Consider the following 20320-nt stretch of genomic DNA (forward strand, 5'->3'; position numbering starts at 1 on the left):
GCACTCCTTTGCTTGATCTGGGTCGTCATTCGCGCATCAGACGGTCGCCGGCATCGGCCATTCCGTCGGTCGCTTTGTAGAGCCGCATCTGCAGCTCGAAATCCCGCGCGAGATTCATCGTGGCCACCATCTCTTCCACCGCGGACACATTGCTGGATTCGACCTTGCCCGCGGCTACCTGGACCGACGGGTCGCTGTCCGGCGTCTCGCCATTGCGTGTCACCAGCAGACCGGCCTCGTTCTTGGTCAGCGTTGCAAAGTCCGGCTTGACCAGCTTGAGCTTGTCCACCGGCTGCATCTCGGTCGCACCGCCGCTCAGGATGGAGATCGTGCCGTCCGCCAACACTTCCAGCCGGTCATGGGGCGGCAGCACGATCGGGCCGCCCTCCCCCAACACCGCATGCCGGCCCAGCATCAGCCGGCCCTCGGCATCCAGCGTGAAGGTGCCGGCGCGGGTGTAGGCCTCGCGGCCGTCCGGCCCGTCCTGCGCCACTGCAAACAGACCGTCGCCCTGCAGCGCCAGATCCAGCTCGCGGCCGGTTTCCCGCTGGCTGCCGGCCCGGGCGCTGATCACGTCCGAGCGCTCCTGGGCCAGATGGCGGGCGTCGTAGCCGTAGCCTTTCACCTGCGCCGCGCTGGCCTGTTCCAGGTTGGCCCGGAAGCCGGCCGTCTCCAGGTTGGCCAGATTGTTGGCATGCACCGACTGCGCGCGCTGGATGCGCTCCGCGCCGCTCATCACCGTGTAGATCAGGGCGTCCATGGCGGGTCCTTAGACGGCCTGCATCAGGGCCTGCATCACATCGTTCTCGGTGGAGATCACCTTGGTGTTGGCCTGATAGTTGCGCTGCGCGCTCATCAGGTTGACCAGTTCCCCGGTGATGTCCACATTCGACTGCTCCAGCGAACCGGCGGCCAGCTTGCCGGCCGTGCCTGCGCCCGGACGCGAATACAGCGCCACACCGCTGGCCTGACTGGACGACCAGCTGGTCTCGCTCAGCGGCGTGAGGCCGCTTTCGTTGGCGAAGGTCGCCACCGCCAACGTGCCCACCGTCTGCTTCTCGCCATTGCTGTAGGTGGCCACCAGCGAGCCGTCTTCGCTGATGCTGGTGCCGGTGAGCGTGCCGGCGGCGTAGCCGTCGGTGGCGTTGGTCAGCGTCGTGGTGTCGCCAGCGAATTGCGTGGTGCCGGTGTAGTCGATGGCCAGGGCCATCGCGGCGGCACCGTTGGTGGGCGTGGCATTGAGCGTCACGGCCGGCACAGCCGTCAGCTGACCTTGCGCATTGAAGCTGAGGGTGGCGCCGACGCCCGCCGGGGCGGCGCCGTCGAAGCTGAAGTAGGCATCCGCCGTGCCGGTGCCGGTCTTCACAAAGTACTGCGTCACGCTGTGCTTGGTGCCCAGCGAGTCATACACCACCGAGGTCACCGAGCTGTTGTAGGTGAGCGGATCATCCTTGTTGAAAGGCGCGGCGGTGGGCACCGTCCAGTCGGCGCTCAGGTTGCCGTTGAAGTTGAGCTTCTGGCTGGCCTGCGCGGGGATCTGGCCGGTGGCCACCTTCAAATCCCCAAAGGCGCCGAGGCCAGCGCCCTCCACCGGCTTGCCATTGGCGTCCAGCACCGCGGCGTAGCCCTGCGCCTTGCGGCCCATGCTGTCGATGACGAAGCCGTTCTTGTCCACACTGAAGATGCCCACGCGGGTGAACACCGTCTGGCCGGCATCGTCCTTCACCGGGAAGAAGCCGCGGCCCTGGATCATGGCGTCCATGCCACGACCGGTGTTGAACAGGCCGCCGCCGATGTCGATGCTCTGCGACTGCGAGCTGGCTTCCACGCCGTTGGCATGGCTGTCGGCATACATCGCCGAGAAGTTGGTGCGGCTCGACTTGAAGCCGTAGGTGCCGGAGTTGGCGATGTTGTTGCTGATGGTCTCCAGGCTGGCGTTGACGGCGTTGATGCCGGAGCGTGCGATTTCGAAACTCATGAGGGCCTCCGTGGGACGGTTGAGCGGACGATTGGGTGGACGTTTGAGTGGACGTTTGAGTGGACGTTTGGACGGACGATTCAGCGGACTGCTGGGAGGGGAAACGGCCGGACCCGGCTCAGTTGCCCGAGCGGCCCTTGAACTGGGTGATGGCCTGGCTGGTGACTTCTCCCACCCCGGCCAGTTGCAGCATGACGTTGCCGTCGGCGGACAGCCGCACGCCGTCCAGGCGGGCCAGCGTCTCCATCGTCACGCTCTGCCTGTTCTGGGTTTCCACGCTGACGGTGTAGGTGCCGTTGCCCAGGCCGAGCTTGGCGGGATCCAGGGTGTAGGCCTGCTCACCACGGCTCATCGACCCCAGCTCCACCCGCTGCGCCCGGCCGTCGCTGCCGGTGATCACCAGCGTGTTGGCGGGACTGGACGAATCGAGGGTGAAGCGCAAGTCCACCGGCTGGCCCGACAGCGACACCGACGACACCGCCGCCTGCAGCGTCGAGCCGACCTGCGCGCCGAGCGTCATCAGCTGCAGGCTGGCCAGCATGCTGGTGTTGGTCTGGCCTTGCGAGGTCAGTTGCTGCATCGACTCGACCTGGCTCAACTGCGTCAACTGGCTGACGAACTGCGACGGATCCTGCGGGGCCAGCGGGTCCTGGTTCTTGATCTGGGCCACCAGCAGCGTGGTGAACAGCGTGCTCAGCTCGCCATTGCCGGCGATGCTGGCGCCGCTGGCGGTGTTGCTGCTGGAAGAGGTGTTGGTGACGGCGGTGCTCATGGGGGGCTCCGTGACAAAGAGGGATTTCAGCTTTCGCCCAGGCGCAGCAGGGACTGCTGCATGGACTTCACCCGGGACAGCACTTCGACATTGGTCTCGAAGGCGCGGGAGGCGGACAACATGTCGGTCATCTCCGCCACCGGATTCACATTCGGATAGAAGACCTCGCCGTTTTCATTGGCCAGCGGGTTCTCCGGTTCATAGGCCTTGCGCAGCGGCTCCTGGCTTTCCACCACATCCAGCACCTGCACCCGTGCGCCGGCCAGTTGCTGCTCACCCAGGCCCTCGCGGGCGGCGAGCGCCGCAAACACCGGCTTGCGGGCGTGATAGGTGCTGGTCTCGCTGCCGGCGGCGGACTGGGCATTGGCCAGGTTGCTGGCAATGGTGTTGAGCCGCACCGTCTGGGCGGACATTGCCGACCCGGCGATCTGGCTGATCTGCTTGAATGACATGGCGGGCTCCCTTATTGACCGTCAATGGCCTTGGCCAGACCCTTGAGCTTCATGTTCACGAAGGTCAGGCTGGTCTGGAAATCCAGGGCGTTCTGCGCGAAAGACGCCTGCTCCACACCGAGCTCGACGGTGTTGCCGTCCTGCGAGGGGTGGTAGGGGACGCGGTACAGCAGGTCCTGCCCGCTGGTGTCCAGCGGCAGTTCCTGGGCGAATCCGTCACCGGCGCCCAGGGCGGAGGTCAGCGACGCGGCAAAATCCATGTCCCGCGCCTGATACCCTGGCGTGCTGACGTTGGCGATATTGGAGGCCAGCACCTTGGTCCGCTCCGCGCGCAGGCGCAGTGCGTCGTCGTGCACACCGGCCGCCTTGCTGAAATCGATGCTCATGCGAGTTCCCCTTCTTTTCGTTGGCCTGCTGGCCTCAATGACCACCGCCCTGGCGGCCCTGCCGGCGGCAACCGCCGACCTGGACACCCAGGTGATGGAGACCGCCCGCCGCGCCTTGCTGGACCAGGCCGATCAGGCCGGCCTGCTGGCGGCGGACGTGCAGCTGACCCAGCCCTCGCCGCGCGCCCGTCCGGCCTGCCCGGCGGGCTGGGACATCGCGGTGCAGGACAGCCGCAGCCTCAGCCGCATCCGCCTGGTGGCCCGCTGCGTGGATGACAGCGCCCGCGTGCCGCCGCAGGACTTCCTGCTGCGCGCCACCCTCAGCGCCGAGGTCCTCGTGGTGGTCCAGGCGGTGAGCGCTGGCCAGGCCGTGAGTGAGGACGCGGTGCAGTTGCAGCGCCGGGACATCAGCCAGACGCTGGATGCAATCTCGACGCTGGACACGGGCCTGGCGGCCCGCACCAGCCTGCGTCCCGGCCAGGTGCTGCAAAAGCGCCTGCTGGTCGCGGCCGTGCTGGTGCGACGGGGCGATGCAGTCCGCATCCTCGCCAACCGGGATGGCGTGCGGGTGGAAGCCCAGGGCGAAGCGCTGGACAGCGGCGCCCGTCAAGGCGTGATCCGGGTGCGCAATCTCAACAGCGGTCGCATCATCCAGGCACGGGTGCTGGAGGCTGGACTGGTCGAGCCCGCCGAACTGCGCTGAGGCTGCAGCGTGGACGCTCATGGCGTGCTCCCCTGGATGCGAGCGGCCACGCGCGCCAGCTTGTCCGCATAGGCCGGATCGGTGGCGTAGCCGCCGCGTTGCAGGGCCTGCCCATAGGCGCGCGCATCCGCGCCGGTCCCCAGGGCCGCCTGATACCGCGTGCTGCCCTGCAGCAGGCTGGCCAGATCCTCAAACGACTGGGCCGGCGAGGCGTAAGCCCGGAAGCTGGCGTCACGGGCGACCGCCTGACCGTTTTCGACCTCGGTGGTGGCCGCCACGGTCACCTCGCCGGACCAGGCGCCACCGGCCTTGATACCGAAGAAGTTGTGGCTGCTGCTGCCGTCGGCGCGGCGGATCGGCGCGCGGCCCCAGCCGGTTTCCAGCGCGGCCTGGGCCGTCAGCACTTCCGGGGCGACGCCCAGGCGGCTGGCGGCCTGACGGGCCAGTGGCAGCACGTCATCGACAAACGCCTGCTGCTGCGCCGCGCTGGCGGCGGGCACCGCGCCGGCATGGGTGGCGCGCAGGGCTGAGGACGCCACCGTGTCTTCCAGCAGCGCGGAGCCGGCGCCCCAGGCTGAGGCGGTCCCTGCAGGCAGGTCGGCCGCCATCTGCTGACGACGCCAGGCGCCTTCCGGCGACAGGCTGCCTTGGCTGTCACTGCCCTGCTCGATGTAGCGGGTCACTTCGCGCTGAAGCTGCTGATAGAGCGCGCCGAACTTCGGCGTGTCGGCACCCACGCCCGCGGCGGATCGGATACCGCCGGCAAGGCCCACCGCTCCAGCGGACGCGATGCCCCCGTGTGCGGAGACCTGCGCCGAGGACGTCGGCAGCGACGGGAATTCACCGAACGACCGGTCAGCGCTGCGCATAGACATGCTCCTCGCGCCCCATCAGCTGCTGCATCAGGGCCTGCTGTTCGCTGATCAACTGGCAATTGCGCAGGTTCAGCGTCTTGCAGGTGGTCAAGGCCTGCTCCAGCGCGCGCCATTGCACGGCGATCGGCTGGGCGGTGCTGGCAGGCAGGCGCTGCAGCAGATGTCGCACCGAAGGCTCCACTGCACTGCCGAGCAGGGCCACCAGCAGCTCACGACGACGGGCGCGCTGCACATCCAGCGCCGCCACCTGGGCCAGGATCTGCGCCGAGAGCTCGCTCATGCGGTCCGCGTCATGCTTGAGTGCGGCATTGAACTGCTGGTCGAGCAGGCCGCGCAGGCCGTCATAGGCGGCCAGATCCAGGCGCAGCCCATCGGTCAGCTGGCGCAGCATCGTGGCGGCCGGGCTGTCGGGGCCGGGGCGCACCGGCGAGGCCATCACCGCGCTCATGCCCGGCCTCCATGGAATCGCTGGATCAACTGGGCCAGACGGTTGGCGTCGAACTTGATCTCGCCATTGGCCAGGGCATTGCGCAGCGCCGCCACCTTGACCTCGTCCACGTCCGGCATGGCGGCCAGGTCCGCCTGAGCGGGCTTGAGTGCGTCGGATTCCAGCGCTGCGGCCTGCAAGGCCGGGCTCGAGGCCGATGCGGCCGGCACGGGCGTCTCCGCCGCCACGCCGCCGGCGCCAGTCACCGGATTCAAGGGGCCATTGCTTGTGACTCTCATGCGATCACCTTTGGATTTGGTTTTCATGGCTGCGCCTCACCGCACCCCGGGGGGGTGAGAGAAACCGCGCACCTGTTCGGACGGATCGGCAGCCGTGCGGCCCCAATCCGCCGGGCCGTACATGCCGGCGATGGCACGCGACTGGGCGCTGGTCAGCAGCATCAGTTCGATGCGGCGGTTCACCGCCGCCTTCGGTTGGGCCGGGTCCAGCGGCGCCGCATCGGCCATGCCGCTGACCTGCAGCACCGAGGTCTCGGGCATGCCGCCCACCAGCAGCTCATGACGGGCCGCCATGGCGCGGTGGCTGGATAGCGCCCAGTTGGTGAAGGCGCCGGGGGCCTTGTCCTGATAGGCCGTCGCGTCGGTATGCCCGACGATCAGCACCTGGTTGCGCACTTCCGCCAGCAGTGGGCCCAGCTTGCGCAGCAGCGCTCGCAAGGGTTGCGCCGGCAGCGCACTGCCGCGTTCGAACATGCCGCTTGATTCGGTGTCATGCAATTGCAGACGCAGCCCCTGCGCCGTCACGGCGGTGCGCAGATGGCCTTCCAGCCCTTCTTCCGCCGCCAGACCGGCAATGCGCCGCGCCAGCGCCTGCAGTTGCTCCGGCGATTCCAGGCTGGGTTTGCCCGCGCGCGGATCGGCCGGCCCGCGGGTCGGATCGCCCGGGTTGGGGTCTTCGCTGCGCGACGGCACCGGATTGCGTTCGATCATGCTGCCGCGCGAACCCGCGGCCAGGGAATTGGTCAGCCCCTGTCCGTCTTCGATCAGGTTGGCGCCGGCGTTCTGCAGCACCACCTGCATCCGCTCCGAATTGCGCGAAGCCAGCAGCCACAGCACCAGGAACAGGCACAGCAGGGCCAGGCAGAAGTCGGCAAAAGCGACCTTCCAGGCGCCACCGTGACCTTCGTCCTCGTGCTTGCGCGAGACCCGCTTGACGACCGTCTGATGGTCGCCCCGGCCGGGCTTGAGGCTGACGACTTCAGGCTGCACGGCGCTCCCCTTCCGCACGGTCGCTGGCGCGGCGGCGCGGTGCGCCGTCTTCCGCCTTGCCGCTCAGCGCGTCGATCCAGCCTTCCAGTTGCGCAAAGGTCGGCTTGATGTTGAGCTGCACCAGACGGCGGCCCGCATCGATCGCCAGCAGCGGCGGCTTGCCTGCCACATGGGTGACCAGCACCACCTTGACCGATTCCAGCGAAGCCAGCTCTTCATGCACCAGCTGCTTCATCATGTTGGAGATCGGATCCAGCACCCCATAGCAGAAGAAGATGCCGATGAAGGTGCCGACCATCGCCGCCGCCACCATCACCGCGATCTCGCCGGTGCTGGCGCCCTCGGCCACGTTGTTCATCGCCATCACGATGCCCAGCACGGCGGCCAGGATGCCGAAGCCCGGCATGGCCTCCGCGATCTTGTGCAGCGAGCGCGACGGCTGGGTCAGCTCTTCCTGGATGGCATCCAGTTCCTGCTCCAGCACGCCTTCCAGCTCATGGGCGCTGATCTTGCCCATCGCCATCAGGCGGAAATTGTCCACGATGAAGTGCAGCAGCTTGGGCTCATTCAGGATCAGCGGGTAGCGCTGGAACAGCGCGCTTTCATGCGGGGCTTCCACATGGGCATCCAGCGCCTTGAGGCCGCCAGACGCCGCCTGCAGCAGCTCATACATCAGCAGCAGCAACTGGCGCTGGAACTCCTGGCCATGGTGGTCGCGCTTGACCAGCTTCTTGAGCTGCAACAGCATCTCCGACAGCACATGGCGCGGATTGCCCAGCACGATGGCGCCGACGGCGGCGCCCACGATGATCAGCAGCTCCACCGGCTGCCAGATGACCCTGAAGCTGCCGCCATGCAGCATGAAGCCGCCGAAGACGCAGCCCAGAACAATGAGGATTCCGACAAAGGGTTGCACGATCAGCCTCGCTGGAGATGGGCGCGCATCTTGGCGAGCGCACCCTTGTTGATCTGGGACACACGGGCCTCGGTGAGATCCAGCACGGCGGCGATCTCCTTGAGACTGGCATCGAATTCGTAATAGAGCTGGATGACCTTCTGCTCCCGCTCATTCAGCGCGGACAGCGCCTGGGCGATGGAGCGCGTCACCATCAGCTGCGCCTCGGGGCTGCGCTGCTCGCTGGGCAGCTGAGCCAGGTCTTCCACCAGCTCGTCGAAGCTGGCGAGTTCTTCGGCCACCTCCGCCTGCAGGAAGTCCTGGTAGGCCTGCGGGCTGAGCTTGAGGTGCTGCAGGATCTCCGCCTCGGTCGGCTCACGGCCCAGCGCCCGGGTGAGCGCCCGCAGCGCATCGCGCTGTTTGTGGCTGTCCTGCCGGACGGTGCGGGGACGCCAGTCCTGACGGCGCAGCTCATCCAGGATGGCGCCGCGCACCCGCAGCGCCGCAAAGCTGCCAAAGCCTGCATCGGGCGTGCCATAGCGGCGCAGCGCCTCCAGCAGGCCCATCAGGCCGATCTGCTCCATGTCCTCGCGGTCCATCACCGCGCTGGCCTGCGCCGAGAGCTGCCGCACCACGCGCTTGACCAGCGGCGCATACTCGCGCAGCGCGCGCTGCTCGAGGTCGGCGCTGAGGCCCGCGTGAGCGACGGCTCCCCATTCGGCGTAGGCGTGTTGCATGGGGGGTGCCGCCTTATTCGATGATCAGCTTGCCGATCAGCGCTTCCGCGAACGGCGGTTCGCGATGCTCGGCAGCGTAGTTGGCCTGGTAGGCCTTGTTCAGGAGCAGCGCGAAGTCCTCGACGCTCATCGCGGTGGCGCTTTCCACCGTGTGCACCGACAGGGCTTTCACCGTCACGGTGCGCAGCAGCGGCAGGTGTTCCTTGGTGCGCTTCTCGTGCTCGGGCAGCGTCTTGAAGACGATGTCCACCGCCATGTAGTGCGACACCGCCGAGCCGTTGGGCCCGCGCAGCATCACCAGCACCTTGTCCAGCGTCACGTACTTGTAGTCCGGCGCGGGCTTGACCTCTTCCTTGGGCGCTTCGGCCTTGGCGTCGCCAGCGGGAGCGGCGCGATGCGATTGCATCCACCACACAGCCGCGCCGGCACCGCTCGCGGCCAGCAGGGCCACGCCAGCGATCACCGCAATGAGCTTGGCTTTAGTCTTCATTCCGTGGTGCTCCCCATCGCTTCACCCAAGCCTGCCAAGCTGGCGAACGTCCCGCCAGGGGCGAGTGCGTCTTCGGTCAGGGCGCGACCGGGCTGACGCTGCGCATCGCGCTGTCCGGCCTGGCCGCCCTGCCCCTGGGCCTGACCACCGGCGGCGCCGTCACGGCCGCGGCCGTCGGCCGACGCCTGGGCGCCGCTGGTCACCTGCACCGAGACGTCGCCGGTGTGGCGCTGCACCAGGTCGTGGCGCAGCGGCTCGGCCATCTGGCGCAGCTGCTGACGCACCTCGTCATGGGTGGCGCTCAGTTGCACCTGCAGGGCACCGCCCTGCTGGCGAATGTCGATCTCGATGCGGCCGAGTTGCGGCGGCATCAGGTGCAGGCGTGCCTGCTCGCTGCGTTGCACCGCCTGCAGCTGCAGCCGGTCGCCCAGCGCCTGCATCAGGCTGTTTGGCCAGTCCTGGCGCTGATCGGGCATCGCCAGCAGGTGGTCGGTGACCGGCCTTGCCGTGGCGGGGGACAGCGCGGTGCCGGAGGCGTCGATCAGCGCGGCGGTCCAGCGTTGCAGGCCGGCCCAGGCCGAGGCATCGGCCGTCGCAGTAACGCTCGCCGAAGGCGCGGCATCGGCGCTGAGGTCCTTGGCGGATTGCGCCTTGAGGCTCATCAGTTGCGCGGCATCGGCCGCCACGGCGCCGGATAGCGCCGGGGCCATGGAGGCCTGGGCAGCAGGCGTCGCATTGGCATCGGCTCCGGGCGCCGATACGTCGCCGCCCGGCAGCTGCGCCGTGGCGGCCATCAGCGCGGGAACGGGCGGCATGACCGTGGGCAGCACGGTCGGCAGCAGCCAGGGGGCGACGAGGCCACCGTCCGACGCGCCGTCCGCAGCGTCACCCTGCTGATCAGCGTGGGTCAGCGGCGCGCTGTCTGCCATCAAGGCGGCGGACGCCGGGTCTTGCGAGGCGAGGCCTGCCTGAGCAGCCAGCTCGGCGAGATCCGCCAGCGCCGCCATCTGTGCATGGACGCCCGCGCTCATCTCCGAATTCATCGCGCCTTGCGATGGGCGGGGGGCAGCGACGGCGGCGGCTTTGGAAGCCTGCCCGCGCGCGAACCCAGTGCCAGCCGAAGCGGCCTGCTCGGTGTTGCCCGCGTCCGCATCGTGCTCGCTCGCCGGACTGTCCCGCAGGTGATCGGCTGACTTCACCGCCTGGCTGTCACGCTCGTTCGTTGATGATCGGCGCTGGGCGGCCATCGCATCCGAGAAACCGCGGCGTGGGTCGGCGGTCCGGTCCGCGGGCTTCGTCGCATCGGACGCCTGATCCCGGTCGCTGGCCTGCGCGGCGCGGGCCACACGGCCGTCGCGGGCCGACGTGCCGCGCGCCAGATCAGCGCTGATGAAAGGGGTCATCGTGCTCATGCCTTGGTCTCCATGCCCCAGTCCTGGCTTTCCGCATAGGCGGACCAGCCGCCCCGCTGTTGCTGCATCTGCGCCAGCGTCTGGCGCACATGCTCAAGTTCATGGGCGCAGTCGCTGCGCACTTGCTGGTGCACCGCCTGCAGGTGCTTCAGGGCCCGACGCTCGGTCAGGTCCAGCCGCTGCCCGTCCAGCCGTCCCAGGAACTGCGCCAGCTCCGCATCGATGCTGGCCAATGCCGCCCAGTGGCCAGCAGCCGCGGCTTCCCGCAGGCGTTCGGCCAGGGACACCAGGCGGCCGGTCACCGGCACGGCCTGTGTGGTGGGGACGGGAATGGGGATGGGCATCGCCGGTGTCCTCATGCGTGGCGGGCCATCACGCCCTGCCACCCGCCACGGATCTGGCCCAGCAGCCGCTGGACTTCATCCACTACCGCCGGATTCATCTCCACGCCCGCCCGGTAGAGGCGGTCGGCGCAGTAGTCGTAGAGGCGCGCCAGGTTGTGCACCACCTCACCACCGGCTTCCAGGTCCAGCGCACTGGACAGGCCGTTGATGATGCTGACGCACTTGTCCAGGCTGGCGGCCTTCAGCTCAAAGCGCCGGGCTTCGATGTGGGCGCGGGCGCGGGCGAGTTCATCCAGCAGGCCGTCCATCAGCACCAGCACCAGCTGGAGCGGGGAGGCTTGGGCAGTTTGAGCATGCAGGTGAACAGCCTGATAGCTTTGGTAGGCGTCGTAGCTCATGAGGCGGAAGCGCTGATGGAATCGAACAGGCTGCCGGTGCCCGAGAGTTGCGACTGCAGGTTCTGCAATGCCGTGAACTGCTGGAGGTACCGGTTGTAGGCCTGGGTGTATTGGCTGTCGAGCCGCGTCTGGCGGTCGGTCAGGCTCTTTTGCTGGGCGGTGACGGTGGCCTGGCGGGACTTGATCTGGCCGGTGCCGCTGTCGGTCCACACATCCACCGCCTTGTCGAAGGCACCGAGCAGGCCGGAAGGCGCAGAGAGCGCCGCCGAGCCCAGCACGTCGTCCAGGGCGGTGGGTTTGGCGCTCAGGGCCTTGGTCAGCTTGGCGCTGTCCAGGCTCAGCTGGCCGTAACGGTCGATGTTGACGCCGAGGGTGCGCAGGTTGGAGCCGCCGTAATCGGCGCGCAGCAGCCCGGAGAGGCGATCCCGCAGGGCGCGCACACCGGCGTCGGAAGCGAACGCCCCGGTGGTGGTGGTGCCGCTGCCCACCGCGGTCAGGTCACCCAGGGTTTTGGTCAGGGTGTTGTACGCATCGACAAACGTCTGCAGCTTGCCCGCGGTGGCGCTGTCATCGCGCGACACGGTGAGCGTGGTCGGCGCATCGCCGCTGGCCTGCGCCTTCTTGAGCGTCACGGTGACACCTTCGATCGCGGTCAGCGTGTTGGTGGACTGCTGCAGCCGCACGCCACTGCCCTGCGCCCCCAGCCAGACCACCGCATCCTGAGCGCCGACCAGATCCTTCCGCTTGGTGGTGTCGTCCAGGGCGGTCTTGAGCGGACCGCTCAGGCCGGTCGTGTCCAGCGTGATCTTGCCGCCGGCACCGCTGACGCCGGAGGTCAGCAGCAACTGCGTCGCGCCGCCGACGGTCACCACCATCGCGGTGGCCTGGCCGTTGGCGGCGGTGTTGATGGCGCGGGCGATCTCGGATTGCGACAGCGTGCCGTCCCCATCGGAATCGGCGCTGGCCAGATCCACATTGAAGCCGCTGCCATTGGCCAGTTGCACCGACATGCTGCCCGGTCCGGCAGGCACGGCCGGCAGGTCCTGGAAGGCGACCTGATGGGTGGTGGCCAGCTGCTCGACGAACAGCGGCGTGCTGGTCGCCTGCGCCTTGCCGGTGGCGGTGGCGCTGAGCACCGAGGCGTCACTCGCAGTGGCGCTGTATTGCGTCAGCGTCTTGCCGGTGCTGGACGACAGGCCGGACAGCGCCGTGTTGAACGCCGTCAGCGCGCTCTGCAGTTTGGTCAGGCCGGTAGTCGTCGCCTGCGCCGCCTTGGACTGCGCGGTGATCAGGCTCTGGGCCGACTGGGTGTAAGCGGTGGCCAGGTTGGTGGCCATGGTGGTGGGGTCGAAGCTGGTCGTCATGTCAGGCACCTCCAAGGGGGTCGATGGGACTTCCCTGGTGCAAGGCGACCGGCGGGGGCAAACTCTTAAACATTCGACCCCCAGGGGGTGGGGCCGAAGCCGGTGGGACCGAACGCGCTGAGGCCGCCGAAGCTGGTGCTGGCGCCGGCCTGAGCGGCCTGGCTGGCCACCTCGTCGTCGCGTTTCTGCTCCCGGCGCTGGGCATCCACCTGCGCACGGGCGTCCGCCAGACTCAGCAACTGCTTCAGGGAAGCCTGACGGCGGGCCGATTCCATCGCCTGCGCCTGGGCCTGGGCCAGCTCGGCCTGCCGGCGCACCAGTTCCTGGCGCTGCTGATCCGCCCAGGCCAGCATCGCCTGCTTGTAGACGGCGCTGTTCTGGGCGAGCCCTGGCAACTGGCTGCCCGCCAGACTGGCATGGGCCCCGAGCGATTCGAGCCGCTGGACGGTGCCCTGCACCCGCTGGCACAGCTGCTGCTGCGCTACGAGCTGCGCCTGCTGGCGGTCCAGCTGAAGCTGCTGCAGCTCCAGCAGTCGGCCCAACTGGCGCTGGGTGGTGGTGGGCGTGCCGCTCATGCCAGCAACTCCTGAAGACGGGCGACGGTCTGCTCCAGCGGCGCGCCTTCATGCGTGCCTTGGTGCAGGAAGGCTTCAATGCGCGGCCACAGGGTGACCGCCCGGTCGGTGCCGGGGTCGGCGCCTGGCACATAAGCGCCCAACGGCATCAGCTCGCGCACCTGCTCAAAACGCGCCATCAGCTGCTTGACGAGTCGGGCGGCTTCCTGCTGCGGACGGCCCGCCACCAGCGACATGCAGCGGCTGATCGACTGCGCCACATCGATGGCGGGGTAATGGCCGCGCTCGGCCAGTGCGCGGGACAGCACGATGTGCCCGTCCAGAATGGCGCGGGCGGTGTCCACCACCGGATCCTGCTGGTCATCGCCTTCGGCGAGGACGGTGTAGATGGCGCTCATGCTGCCGCTGCCTTCGCCATTGCCAGCACTCTCCACCAGTTCCGGCAGCAGGCTGAAGACGGATGGCGGATAGCCGCGTGTGGCCGGCGGCTCGCCCAGCGCCAGCGCCACTTCCCGGCGGGCCATGGCATAGCGGGTCAGCGAGTCGATCAGCAGCAGCACATGCTGGCCCTGATCGCGATAGTGGGCGGCGATGCTGTGGCACAGCTCGGTGGCCCGCAGGCGCATCAGCGGAGATTCATCCGCGGGCGCCACAACGACCACCGCACGGGCCAGGCCAGCCTCGCCCAGCGACAGCTCGATGAATTCGCGCACTTCCCGCCCACGTTCACCGATCAGCCCCACCACCACCACATCGGCGACGGTGTTGCGGGTGATCAGGCCCAGCAGGACGCTCTTGCCGACGCCGGAGCCGGCCATCAGCCCCACCCGTTGGCCCCGGCCCAAGGTGAGCAGACCGTTGATGGCGCGCACGCCCACGTCCAGCGGCTCGTCCACCGGGCGCTTGCGCAGCGGGTTGACCTTGGGCGGTGTGGTGTTGAGCGGCAGATCGCCTCCCAGACGGCCCAGGCCATCGATTGGCTCGCCCAGCCCATTGACGATGCGCCCCAGCCACTGCGGGCCGATCATCAGATTCGTGCGCTCGGTCACCGGCAGCACACGGGCGCCGGCGGCCAGGCCGTCCGGCTTCTTGAACGGCATGAGATACGCAGTCTGGTCGCGGAAGCCAACCACCTGGGCGGCCAGCCAGTCGCGCAGCGGCGTCTCGGCGCCATCGGCGCGGGCATCGCCTGCGGTCTCGATCAGGCAGCGCTGGCCGGTGCGAAGGGTGCAGCCCGTGGCTTCCAGCAGCAGGCCGGACGCGCCGATCAGGCGCCCGGTCGGCGTGGCCACCGGCACATCCCCGAGTTCGACGCGGCGCAGGGCATGGCTGATCATGACCGGTCCCCCAGCGGCAGCGAGGACCGATCGGCGTCGCCAGCGTCCAGCGTGTCGGAAGCGTCGTCGCCCGCCTCCACCCCTTCAGGCATCAACTGGCCGCGCACCTGCGTCATCACGGCGGTAAGCCGCTGGCGGCAACCGGCATCGGCTTCACGGCCCCCGGCCACCACCCGGCACTCGCCCGGTTCCAGCGCGACGTCGGCATGCAGGGTCCATCCCTGCAGACGCTCCGGTGCCAGCTCCAGCAAGCGATCGCGGTCTTCCGGATTGAGGAACACCACCACACCTTCACGGGTGGGCGACATGGCCGAGAGGGTCTCATCCACCAAAGCCAGCAACTGGGCCGGGCGCAGCGTCAGCTCGGCGCGGATCACCTGCCGAGACACGCGCTCCACCAGTTCGACGACCTCCCGGCGCACCGCCGATTGATAGTCCTTCTGCAGCTGGCACAGATGCGTCAGCAGCGTGTCGACCGCTGCCAAGGGGCTGGCCAGCAGCGCCTTGGCATCTTCACGGCCGTCGGCCAGTCCCTTGGCATGACCCGCCATCTCGGCGCTGGACCGTGCCTGCTCCTGCCCGCTCTGCAACCCGCTGGCATACCCTTCTTCATAGCCGCGGGCCAGTCCTTCCTGGAAGCCCTGGGCCAAGCTGGCCTGCAGTTCGGCACCGCTGAGGCCGGACTGCGCGTCCGAGCCCCGCGAGCCGATCTGGGCCAGCGGCGGAAAGCGGTGCGGGCGCAGCGTCTTCATTCGACGACCGCCTCCGCGAACAGCTGCACCTGGATCTCGCCGGCATCCACCAGCGCCTTGACCTGCGCCATGATCTCGTTGCGGGCCTGCTCGACACGGCTCATCGGCATCGGGCCGCCGCGGCGCATCAGGTCCTCGAAACTCTGGGCCTGACGGCGCGGCATGGCGGCCAGGATGGCATCGCGCACCGCCGGCTCGGCGCCCTTGAGGGCCACGGCCCACAGCTCCAGCGGCACTTCCTCGATGAGGCGGGTGAGCGTGGCCTCGCTCTGGCGGGACAGCATGAAGAATTCGTACATGCTGGTCTCGATTTCGCTGACCACGACCGGGTCATGCGCCCGCAGCAGCTCGACCATCTGCTGGCGCTGCTCGGGCATGCGGTTCAGGATTTCGGCGACCTGCTTCACGCCTTCGACGGTGGCGCCCTGCTGGCCCAGGCCGGCGAGGCAACGCTCCACCAGCTCTTCCAGTTCGGCCAGCAGGTCGGCATCCACTTCCGACAGGCGGGCCATCTGCAGCAGCACCCGGTCGCGGCTGGCGCTGGTGCCCTCCGGCAGGGCCGCGACGACTTCACTGGCCAGGCTGCTGGGCAGGAAGGCGAGGAACACCGCCTGCATGCGCTGATGCTCCTGGCTGATCTGCTCGGCCAGCCATTTCGGCGAGGCCCATTGCAGGCGCTGCATCTTGGGACGGATGGCGTCACCGTAGATGCTGTTGAGCACGCTGGAAGCAATCTGCTGGCCCAGCGCCAGGTCCAGCGAGCGCTTGAGGTAGCTGCGCGAGGCGCCATGCACGCCGCTTTGCTCACGGTAGTCGTCGAAGAACTCCTGCAAGGAGGTCTTCACCCAGTCGACCTTGATGCCGGAGAGGCGCGACATGACCTGGGTCACGTCCAGCAGCTCCTCGCGCGACAGGCAGCGCAGCACGGCCGCCGCCGGCTCTTCGCCCATGCTCAGCAGCACGATGGCGGCGCGTTCGACGGGGCTCAGCGACGCAGCGCTGCCCGGCGGAATGAAATCACTCGCTTCGGCCATTTTTCTTCTGCACCCATTGCTTGACGACTTCCGCCACCCGCTCCGGCTCCTTGGCCGAGAGCACCTTCAGGTGGTCCACCAGCACATCCACCGGAGAGCCCGGCGGCGGCAATTCAAAGTTCTCCAGCAGCGGCATCACCGGCGAGCTGCGGCCTGCGGTCGGCGTATGGCCCAGCGCCGGGGCGTCGGTGCCGGCAGCGCCAGCAAGACCGGCCACGGCCGTGGGCGCGCTGCTGCCCAGCGGCTCCAGCGGCGTGATGTCCGGGCCCTGGCCGGGCTCGGCACGGCGATCGTCGGCGCCGGCCTTGCGGCGGTCGGCGCGGGCCTTGGCCGGGCTCATGCCCAGCGCATGCTGGCCCATGCGCAGCAGCGGGCGGGCGATCAGCAGGTAGCCCAGCAGTGCGGCCACCGCATAGGCCGCCCAGCCGCCGACATCCACCAGCGTGTCGCGCTGCTGGTACCAGGGTTCCACCACCGGCGCGCCGGGGAAGGCGAGCGACGAGACGGTCAGCTTGTCGCCACGGGTCTTGTCCATGCCCAGGCCGTCGTTCAGCAGACGCTCGACCTTGGCCACGTCTTCCGCCGACCAGGTCTTGGCACCGCCCGGCGCCGCCGCCGTGTTGAGCAGCACCGCCACGCTCAGCCGTTCCAGACGCCCCCGGCTCTTTCGCACCTGGGTGATGCTGCGGTCGTAGGCGAACTGGCGGGTGGATGCGTTCTTGCGGGCGACGTTGCTGTTGCCATTGCCGGCGGTGTCGTCCGGGCCGACCTGCGAAGCCGATGCGGCGGCAGCGGCCAGCGCGGCAGCGGGACGATTGCTCAGCGAGCCGGGGATGCCCAGGGCGATGCGCTCACGGTCCTGCTCTTCGCGGGTGGCCTCGTTGGTCACCTTTGGGGCGTCCCCGTACTGCTCGCGCGTTTCCTGGACACGGTCGTTGTTGACCTCGGCCGTGACGCTCAGCCGATAGTTCTGCTCGCCCAGCACCGGCGCCAGCAGTTCATGCACATTGCGGCGGACCTCGTCCTGCACCCGCTTCTGCGCTTCATTGCCCTGCGCGGTGCCGTCAAAGCCTTCGCTCAGATCCACCCGCGACGACAGCAGGCTGCCTTGCTGGTCGACCAGGCTGACGCGCGACGGTTCGAGGTTGGCCACCGAGCCCGCCACCAGGTTGATGGCCGCGGCGATCTGCTCATGGCTGAGGGTGCGGCCCGGCTTGAGGGTCACCACCACCGAGGCGGAACTCTTCTGGCCGTCGTTGAGAACGAAGGAACTGCTGCGGGCGATGGAGAGGTGCACGCGGGCGCTTTCGACCGCATCCAGCGCCATCATGCTTTGCGCCAGCTCGCCTTCGAGCCCGCGGCGGAAACGGATGTCCTGCACGAACTGGCTCACGCCCAGCGGATCATTGCGGTCCATCAGTTCCAGACCGGCCGGCAGCTTGGCGACCACCCCTTTGGCGGCCAGCAGCATGCGAGCCTTGCCGAGCTGCGAATCGGCCACCAGCACCTGCCCGCTCTCGGGATGCAGGCGATATGGAATGTGCTCGGCATCCAGCACCGCCAGCACGTCGGCGGTCGGTACCCGCTCCTGATGACCGAAGACGGGCTTGTAGCCGGCCTGGTCACGCCACAGCAGCATCAGCACCAGAGCGGTGACGACGGCGGCCAGGGCCAGCAGCGGCAGCGCGCCACGCAGGCCGGCACCAGCCCCCGCGGCGGCGGCAGGAGCGGCCTTGCCCAGGCCACTCATCAGGCCGTCCAACCGCTGGCGCCAGCCTGGCGCGGCGGTGGAGGGCACGGTTTGCAGTTCGTTCATGGCGGCGGTCCTGCGTTCAGAGCTGCAGCTTGATCAGCTCGTCCACGGCGCCCACCACCTTGTTGCGCACCTGCATGAGCATCGAGAAGGACAGGCTCGCCTCCTGGCTGGCCAGCATGGCGCCGACCAGGTCGTCACTCTCCCCGCGCTCGACGGCTTCCATCCGCTCGCTGGCGGCCTGGTCCTTGTCGTCCACCCGGCGGAGCAACTGCTCAAAGCCCATCCCGTTTTGGTTATGGGACGCACCACCAAGGAGCGCCTGCGCATCATTTTGGAGGCGTACGGCGTCCTGGTTCAATAATGAATCCATGGCCGTCTGGGCCAGAGATGACTGAATCGCCGACACGGACATATCAAGCTCCCGGATGTATGCAGGCAGTTTCCATATTCAAGGAACCGCAGATTTTTGGCTGAGTTCGACCCTCCGGAATATCCGGATGATTTTCGAACTGAAGGGGATATCGTCTGGATGCAGGCCGCCTCACCCGGCCCGCAGGGATCAAATATGTCTATTCAATGACTCTGGACATATTTGAAACAGAGCTGTCGAAGAATGTGGCGCCGATGATTCTCAGCGGTCTGGCCATGCGGCAGCCGAGGCCGGACGCCGGCACTCGAACCATCAACCACCCCTCACCGCGGCGAACGCTTGCGGTCGGCGCATGGCGCCGAGCGGCACGCATGTGCATCCGCCTCGTCGGGGGAGACGTTGAAAAAGACAGGGAAGTACTTGTCTGCTGCATGGCTTGACCATCCTGTGTCACATCAAGTGTCAAGACGGGCTCACCGTGGCGAACGCCAAAAGCAGGTCACAACAGGCCTCGGGTGGAGGCCTGGCAGGCATGTGCCTTGGAAGCACGCGTCACGTGCCTCGCAGACTCAGGTCTGGCAACCCCGCTATCGTGACCTGCCACCCCTGCTGGGATGACCGGCGGTAGACCGGAGGCTTTGCGACCCCGGCTTTCGCTCGGGTGTGCCCTGATGTGACGGACTGTAGTGGCTGCATCCGTACGCAACAAGGACTTCTTGTGCGGCGCCGCAAAGCAGTATTTGCGAACGTGAAGAAGTTCACATGTGGCAACCACGCAGCGACACGATATTCAGTCGAATCGCCCAAATCGGCGGCGGGATTGATAAATATGAAAACGCTAACACCCTGCCGTTGCCGTGGGTAGGCGACCGTGGAATAGGCTGACTTAAATTTGGAATACCTCCCATCAGGCGGAAGAACATCAGGTGTTTGCAGAAGGATGATGAATTTTTAACGGCCCCTGGATTTGCGAATATCCTTGGCGCCTGCAAAACCCGACCTCGATTCCTAGAATGAAGAGGTTATGGCTTCAAGCCTTTATTGATTCACCTCGGATCGCCCATGACCAGCCCTGCCCTTTCTCCCCGGCCAGCCGCGCTTGATACGCGCAGCCTTGGCCGTCCGGTGCATCTGCTGCCGCGCGTGGCCGTCCGCCTCCGCGAAACGCTGCACCGTCAGCTGTGCCTCCCCTGGAACCGGCGCTATCACGCCCATTACGACCTGCGTGAAGTCAGCCTGCAACCGCTGGACCGCGCCGCTCGCGAAGCCGAGGCGCTGATGGATCCGGACGCCGGCCGCTGGCTGCACGCCATGGGCCCGAGCGGCTTGGTGGCCTGCCGCATCGACCGGGCCCTGGTCAACGGATTGATGGCCCGTCGGCTGGGCTTGGCCGGCGGCCAGCCGGAGCAGCCGTCTGCAGAGTTGAGCACCTTGCCGATGACGGCCACCGAGGAGCGTCTGCTGCAGGCCCTGGCCCGTCAGGGCTGCCAGCTGACGCTGCAGGAACTGGCCAGCGCGGCATCCAGTGGCGCGGACCTCGACGAGGCTCCTGCCGCTGAACTGCCACCGCTGCAGATCGGCGGCTTGCCCACCAACAGCACCGATGCGTGGGAAGTCACCCTGCTGCTGCGCGATGCCGATGCCCGTCCGGAGCGGGACATGTCCCTGCGCGTCGTGCTGGACGGCGCCTATCTCACACCGCTGCTGCGCCGCCTGGCGGCCCAGCACCGGGGCCCCGCCCGCTCCGCAGTGGCCGTTCAGCCGCTGTCCCGGCGCCTCACGCTCAAGCTGCAGGCCCGTCTGCTGGAGCAGGAGATGGCCCTGGGCGCCCTGCTGGACCTGACACCGGGCGCGCTGATCCCCATCCATCTGGCAGATGCCACCGTGCTGGTGGAAGGCTCGCCGCTGATGCGTGCCGCCGTTGCCGAGCACCACGGCAAGTTGTGCCTGACCTCTTTTGAAGACCTGGAGTGA

24 protein-coding genes and 1 riboswitch are annotated in these 20320 nt (G+C 68.0%); of the genes, 2 read left to right on the forward strand and 22 right to left on the reverse strand.

Annotated elements, in window-relative coordinates; translation table 11 throughout:
- Positions 1 to 25 precede the first annotated feature (25 nt).
- From FHS28_RS07445 to flgB, 5 genes are all read right to left on the reverse strand, one after another.
- Complete coding sequence (locus FHS28_RS07445; RefSeq protein WP_088449991.1) at positions 26 to 760, reverse strand: flagellar basal-body rod protein FlgF; 735 nt, start codon at positions 758 to 760, stop codon at positions 26 to 28.
- Between the two features lie 9 nt (positions 761 to 769).
- On the reverse strand, positions 770 to 1978 hold the full coding sequence (locus FHS28_RS07450; protein ID WP_088449992.1) for a flagellar hook protein FlgE: 1209 nt from the start codon (positions 1976 to 1978) through the stop codon (positions 770 to 772).
- Between the two features lie 118 nt (positions 1979 to 2096).
- A complete protein-coding gene (locus tag FHS28_RS07455; RefSeq protein WP_088449993.1) occupies positions 2097 to 2750 on the reverse strand; it encodes a flagellar hook capping FlgD N-terminal domain-containing protein in 654 nt (217 codons plus the stop codon).
- A 26-nt stretch (positions 2751 to 2776) separates the two neighbouring features.
- Positions 2777 to 3202, reverse strand: a complete 426-nt coding sequence (gene flgC / locus FHS28_RS07460; protein ID WP_088449994.1) for a flagellar basal body rod protein FlgC — start codon at positions 3200 to 3202, stop codon at positions 2777 to 2779.
- Between the two features lie 11 nt (positions 3203 to 3213).
- On the reverse strand, positions 3214 to 3588 hold the full coding sequence (flgB, locus tag FHS28_RS07465; protein ID WP_088450638.1) for a flagellar basal body rod protein FlgB: 375 nt from the start codon (positions 3586 to 3588) through the stop codon (positions 3214 to 3216).
- Between flgB and flgA the strand changes: the two genes are divergently transcribed.
- A complete protein-coding gene (gene flgA, locus FHS28_RS07470; RefSeq protein ID WP_184294352.1) occupies positions 3587 to 4291 on the forward strand; it encodes a flagellar basal body P-ring formation chaperone FlgA in 705 nt (234 codons plus the stop codon). The two genes, flgB and flgA, sit on opposite strands and share 2 nt — an antisense overlap.
- A gap of 17 nt (positions 4292 to 4308) precedes the next feature.
- Here flgA and FHS28_RS07475 read toward each other — a convergent pair whose 3' ends face one another.
- The 17 genes from FHS28_RS07475 to fliE all read right to left on the reverse strand — a co-directional run bounded on the left by FHS28_RS07475 (position 4309) and on the right by fliE (position 18346).
- The gene (locus tag FHS28_RS07475; RefSeq protein WP_088449996.1) at positions 4309 to 5160 is read right to left on the reverse strand and encodes a glycoside hydrolase family 73 protein; all 852 of its coding nucleotides are present in this window, start codon (positions 5158 to 5160) and stop codon (positions 4309 to 4311) included.
- Positions 5147 to 5614 (reverse strand): flagellar protein FlgN, encoded by a 468-nt coding sequence (locus tag FHS28_RS07480; protein ID WP_088449997.1) that lies wholly within the window; start codon positions 5612 to 5614, stop codon positions 5147 to 5149. Before FHS28_RS07480 ends, FHS28_RS07475 begins: the two co-directional genes overlap by 14 nt.
- A complete protein-coding gene (gene flgM / locus FHS28_RS07485; protein ID WP_088449998.1) occupies positions 5611 to 5892 on the reverse strand; it encodes a flagellar biosynthesis anti-sigma factor FlgM in 282 nt (93 codons plus the stop codon). Before flgM ends, FHS28_RS07480 begins: the two co-directional genes overlap by 4 nt.
- Before the next feature lie 36 nt (positions 5893 to 5928).
- Positions 5929 to 6882, reverse strand: coding sequence for a flagellar motor protein MotB (locus FHS28_RS24585; protein ID WP_184294354.1), 954 nt, complete (start codon positions 6880 to 6882; stop codon positions 5929 to 5931).
- A complete protein-coding gene (motA, locus tag FHS28_RS07495) occupies positions 6872 to 7798 on the reverse strand; it encodes a flagellar motor stator protein MotA (RefSeq protein ID WP_088450000.1) in 927 nt (308 codons plus the stop codon). The genes FHS28_RS24585 and motA overlap by 11 nt, the downstream gene beginning before the upstream one ends.
- 2 nt (positions 7799 to 7800) lie before the next feature.
- The gene (locus FHS28_RS07500) at positions 7801 to 8514 is read right to left on the reverse strand and encodes a FliA/WhiG family RNA polymerase sigma factor (RefSeq protein WP_088450001.1); all 714 of its coding nucleotides are present in this window, start codon (positions 8512 to 8514) and stop codon (positions 7801 to 7803) included.
- Between the two features lie 13 nt (positions 8515 to 8527).
- Entirely contained in the window at positions 8528 to 9004 is a 477-nt protein-coding gene (locus tag FHS28_RS07505; protein WP_088450002.1) for a flagellar basal body protein, read from the reverse strand.
- Positions 9001 to 10416 carry a flagellar hook-length control protein FliK gene (locus tag FHS28_RS07510; RefSeq protein WP_088450003.1) on the reverse strand — a complete coding sequence of 472 codons (1416 nt, stop codon included), beginning with the start codon at positions 10414 to 10416 and terminating at the stop codon, positions 9001 to 9003. The genes FHS28_RS07505 and FHS28_RS07510 overlap by 4 nt, the downstream gene beginning before the upstream one ends.
- The gene (fliT, locus tag FHS28_RS07515; protein ID WP_088450004.1) at positions 10413 to 10760 is read right to left on the reverse strand and encodes a flagellar protein FliT; all 348 of its coding nucleotides are present in this window, start codon (positions 10758 to 10760) and stop codon (positions 10413 to 10415) included. Before fliT ends, FHS28_RS07510 begins: the two co-directional genes overlap by 4 nt.
- 11 nt (positions 10761 to 10771) lie before the next feature.
- On the reverse strand, positions 10772 to 11158 hold the full coding sequence (gene fliS / locus FHS28_RS07520; protein WP_058936018.1) for a flagellar export chaperone FliS: 387 nt from the start codon (positions 11156 to 11158) through the stop codon (positions 10772 to 10774).
- A complete protein-coding gene (gene fliD / locus FHS28_RS07525) occupies positions 11155 to 12522 on the reverse strand; it encodes a flagellar filament capping protein FliD (RefSeq protein ID WP_088450005.1) in 1368 nt (455 codons plus the stop codon). The genes fliS and fliD overlap by 4 nt, the downstream gene beginning before the upstream one ends.
- 65 nt (positions 12523 to 12587) lie before the next feature.
- Positions 12588 to 13097 (reverse strand): hypothetical protein, encoded by a 510-nt coding sequence (locus FHS28_RS07530; RefSeq protein WP_088450006.1) that lies wholly within the window; start codon positions 13095 to 13097, stop codon positions 12588 to 12590.
- Entirely contained in the window at positions 13094 to 14434 is a 1341-nt protein-coding gene (gene fliI / locus FHS28_RS07535; protein WP_088450007.1) for a flagellar protein export ATPase FliI, read from the reverse strand. Before fliI ends, FHS28_RS07530 begins: the two co-directional genes overlap by 4 nt.
- Entirely contained in the window at positions 14431 to 15186 is a 756-nt protein-coding gene (fliH, locus tag FHS28_RS07540) for a flagellar assembly protein FliH (protein ID WP_088450008.1), read from the reverse strand. Before fliH ends, fliI begins: the two co-directional genes overlap by 4 nt.
- Positions 15183 to 16220 carry a FliG C-terminal domain-containing protein gene (locus FHS28_RS07545; protein ID WP_088450009.1) on the reverse strand — a complete coding sequence of 346 codons (1038 nt, stop codon included), beginning with the start codon at positions 16218 to 16220 and terminating at the stop codon, positions 15183 to 15185. The genes fliH and FHS28_RS07545 overlap by 4 nt, the downstream gene beginning before the upstream one ends.
- On the reverse strand, positions 16204 to 17970 hold the full coding sequence (gene fliF, locus FHS28_RS07550) for a flagellar basal-body MS-ring/collar protein FliF (protein ID WP_088450640.1): 1767 nt from the start codon (positions 17968 to 17970) through the stop codon (positions 16204 to 16206). Before fliF ends, FHS28_RS07545 begins: the two co-directional genes overlap by 17 nt.
- Before the next feature lie 82 nt (positions 17971 to 18052).
- Positions 18053 to 18346, reverse strand: a complete 294-nt coding sequence (fliE, locus tag FHS28_RS07555; RefSeq protein WP_088450642.1) for a flagellar hook-basal body complex protein FliE — start codon at positions 18344 to 18346, stop codon at positions 18053 to 18055.
- A gap of 574 nt (positions 18347 to 18920) precedes the next feature.
- A riboswitch (cyclic di-GMP riboswitch) is annotated at positions 18921 to 19024 on the reverse strand.
- Positions 19025 to 19408: 384 nt separating this feature from the next.
- On the opposite strand from fliE, the gene FHS28_RS07560 reads away from it, so the two are divergent.
- On the forward strand, positions 19409 to 20320 hold the full coding sequence (locus FHS28_RS07560) for a FliM/FliN family flagellar motor switch protein (RefSeq protein WP_184294356.1): 912 nt from the start codon (positions 19409 to 19411) through the stop codon (positions 20318 to 20320).

The sequence above is a fragment of the Roseateles terrae genome (genome assembly GCF_014192155.1).
In the GTDB taxonomy this organism is placed as follows: Bacteria; Pseudomonadota; Gammaproteobacteria; order Burkholderiales; family Burkholderiaceae_C; genus Roseateles; species Roseateles terrae.

Excerpts from the sequence above, each read along its gene's own strand:
- FHS28_RS07480 (WP_088449997.1), bottom strand. The coding sequence starts at position 5,614 with ATGAGCGCGGTGATGGCCTCGCCGGTGCGCCCCGGCCCCGACAGCCCG.
- fliH (WP_088450008.1), bottom strand. The coding sequence starts at position 15,186 with ATGAAGACGCTGCGCCCGCACCGCTTTCCGCCGCTGGCCCAGATCGGC.
- FHS28_RS07455 (WP_088449993.1), bottom strand. The coding sequence starts at position 2,750 with ATGAGCACCGCCGTCACCAACACCTCTTCCAGCAGCAACACCGCCAGC.
- fliE (WP_088450642.1), bottom strand. The coding sequence starts at position 18,346 with ATGGATTCATTATTGAACCAGGACGCCGTACGCCTCCAAAATGATGCG.
- fliF (WP_088450640.1), bottom strand. The coding sequence starts at position 17,970 with ATGAGTGGCCTGGGCAAGGCCGCTCCTGCCGCCGCCGCGGGGGCTGGT.
- fliD (WP_088450005.1), bottom strand. The coding sequence starts at position 12,522 with ATGACGACCAGCTTCGACCCCACCACCATGGCCACCAACCTGGCCACC.
- fliT (WP_088450004.1), bottom strand. The coding sequence starts at position 10,760 with ATGCCCATCCCCATTCCCGTCCCCACCACACAGGCCGTGCCGGTGACC.
- FHS28_RS07530 (WP_088450006.1), bottom strand. The coding sequence starts at position 13,097 with ATGAGCGGCACGCCCACCACCACCCAGCGCCAGTTGGGCCGACTGCTG.
- flgC (WP_088449994.1), bottom strand. The coding sequence starts at position 3,202 with ATGTCATTCAAGCAGATCAGCCAGATCGCCGGGTCGGCAATGTCCGCC.
- flgA (WP_184294352.1), top strand. The coding sequence starts at position 3,587 with ATGCGAGTTCCCCTTCTTTTCGTTGGCCTGCTGGCCTCAATGACCACC.
- flgM (WP_088449998.1), bottom strand. The coding sequence starts at position 5,892 with ATGAGAGTCACAAGCAATGGCCCCTTGAATCCGGTGACTGGCGCCGGC.
- FHS28_RS07545 (WP_088450009.1), bottom strand. The coding sequence starts at position 16,220 with ATGGCCGAAGCGAGTGATTTCATTCCGCCGGGCAGCGCTGCGTCGCTG.
- FHS28_RS07560 (WP_184294356.1), top strand. The coding sequence starts at position 19,409 with ATGACCAGCCCTGCCCTTTCTCCCCGGCCAGCCGCGCTTGATACGCGC.
- FHS28_RS07500 (WP_088450001.1), bottom strand. The coding sequence starts at position 8,514 with ATGCAACACGCCTACGCCGAATGGGGAGCCGTCGCTCACGCGGGCCTC.
- flgB (WP_088450638.1), bottom strand. The coding sequence starts at position 3,588 with ATGAGCATCGATTTCAGCAAGGCGGCCGGTGTGCACGACGACGCACTG.
- FHS28_RS07505 (WP_088450002.1), bottom strand. The coding sequence starts at position 9,004 with ATGAAGACTAAAGCCAAGCTCATTGCGGTGATCGCTGGCGTGGCCCTG.
- FHS28_RS07510 (WP_088450003.1), bottom strand. The coding sequence starts at position 10,416 with ATGAGCACGATGACCCCTTTCATCAGCGCTGATCTGGCGCGCGGCACG.
- FHS28_RS07475 (WP_088449996.1), bottom strand. The coding sequence starts at position 5,160 with ATGCGCAGCGCTGACCGGTCGTTCGGTGAATTCCCGTCGCTGCCGACG.
- FHS28_RS07445 (WP_088449991.1), bottom strand. The coding sequence starts at position 760 with ATGGACGCCCTGATCTACACGGTGATGAGCGGCGCGGAGCGCATCCAG.
- FHS28_RS07450 (WP_088449992.1), bottom strand. The coding sequence starts at position 1,978 with ATGAGTTTCGAAATCGCACGCTCCGGCATCAACGCCGTCAACGCCAGC.
- fliS (WP_058936018.1), bottom strand. The coding sequence starts at position 11,158 with ATGAGCTACGACGCCTACCAAAGCTATCAGGCTGTTCACCTGCATGCT.
- fliI (WP_088450007.1), bottom strand. The coding sequence starts at position 14,434 with ATGATCAGCCATGCCCTGCGCCGCGTCGAACTCGGGGATGTGCCGGTG.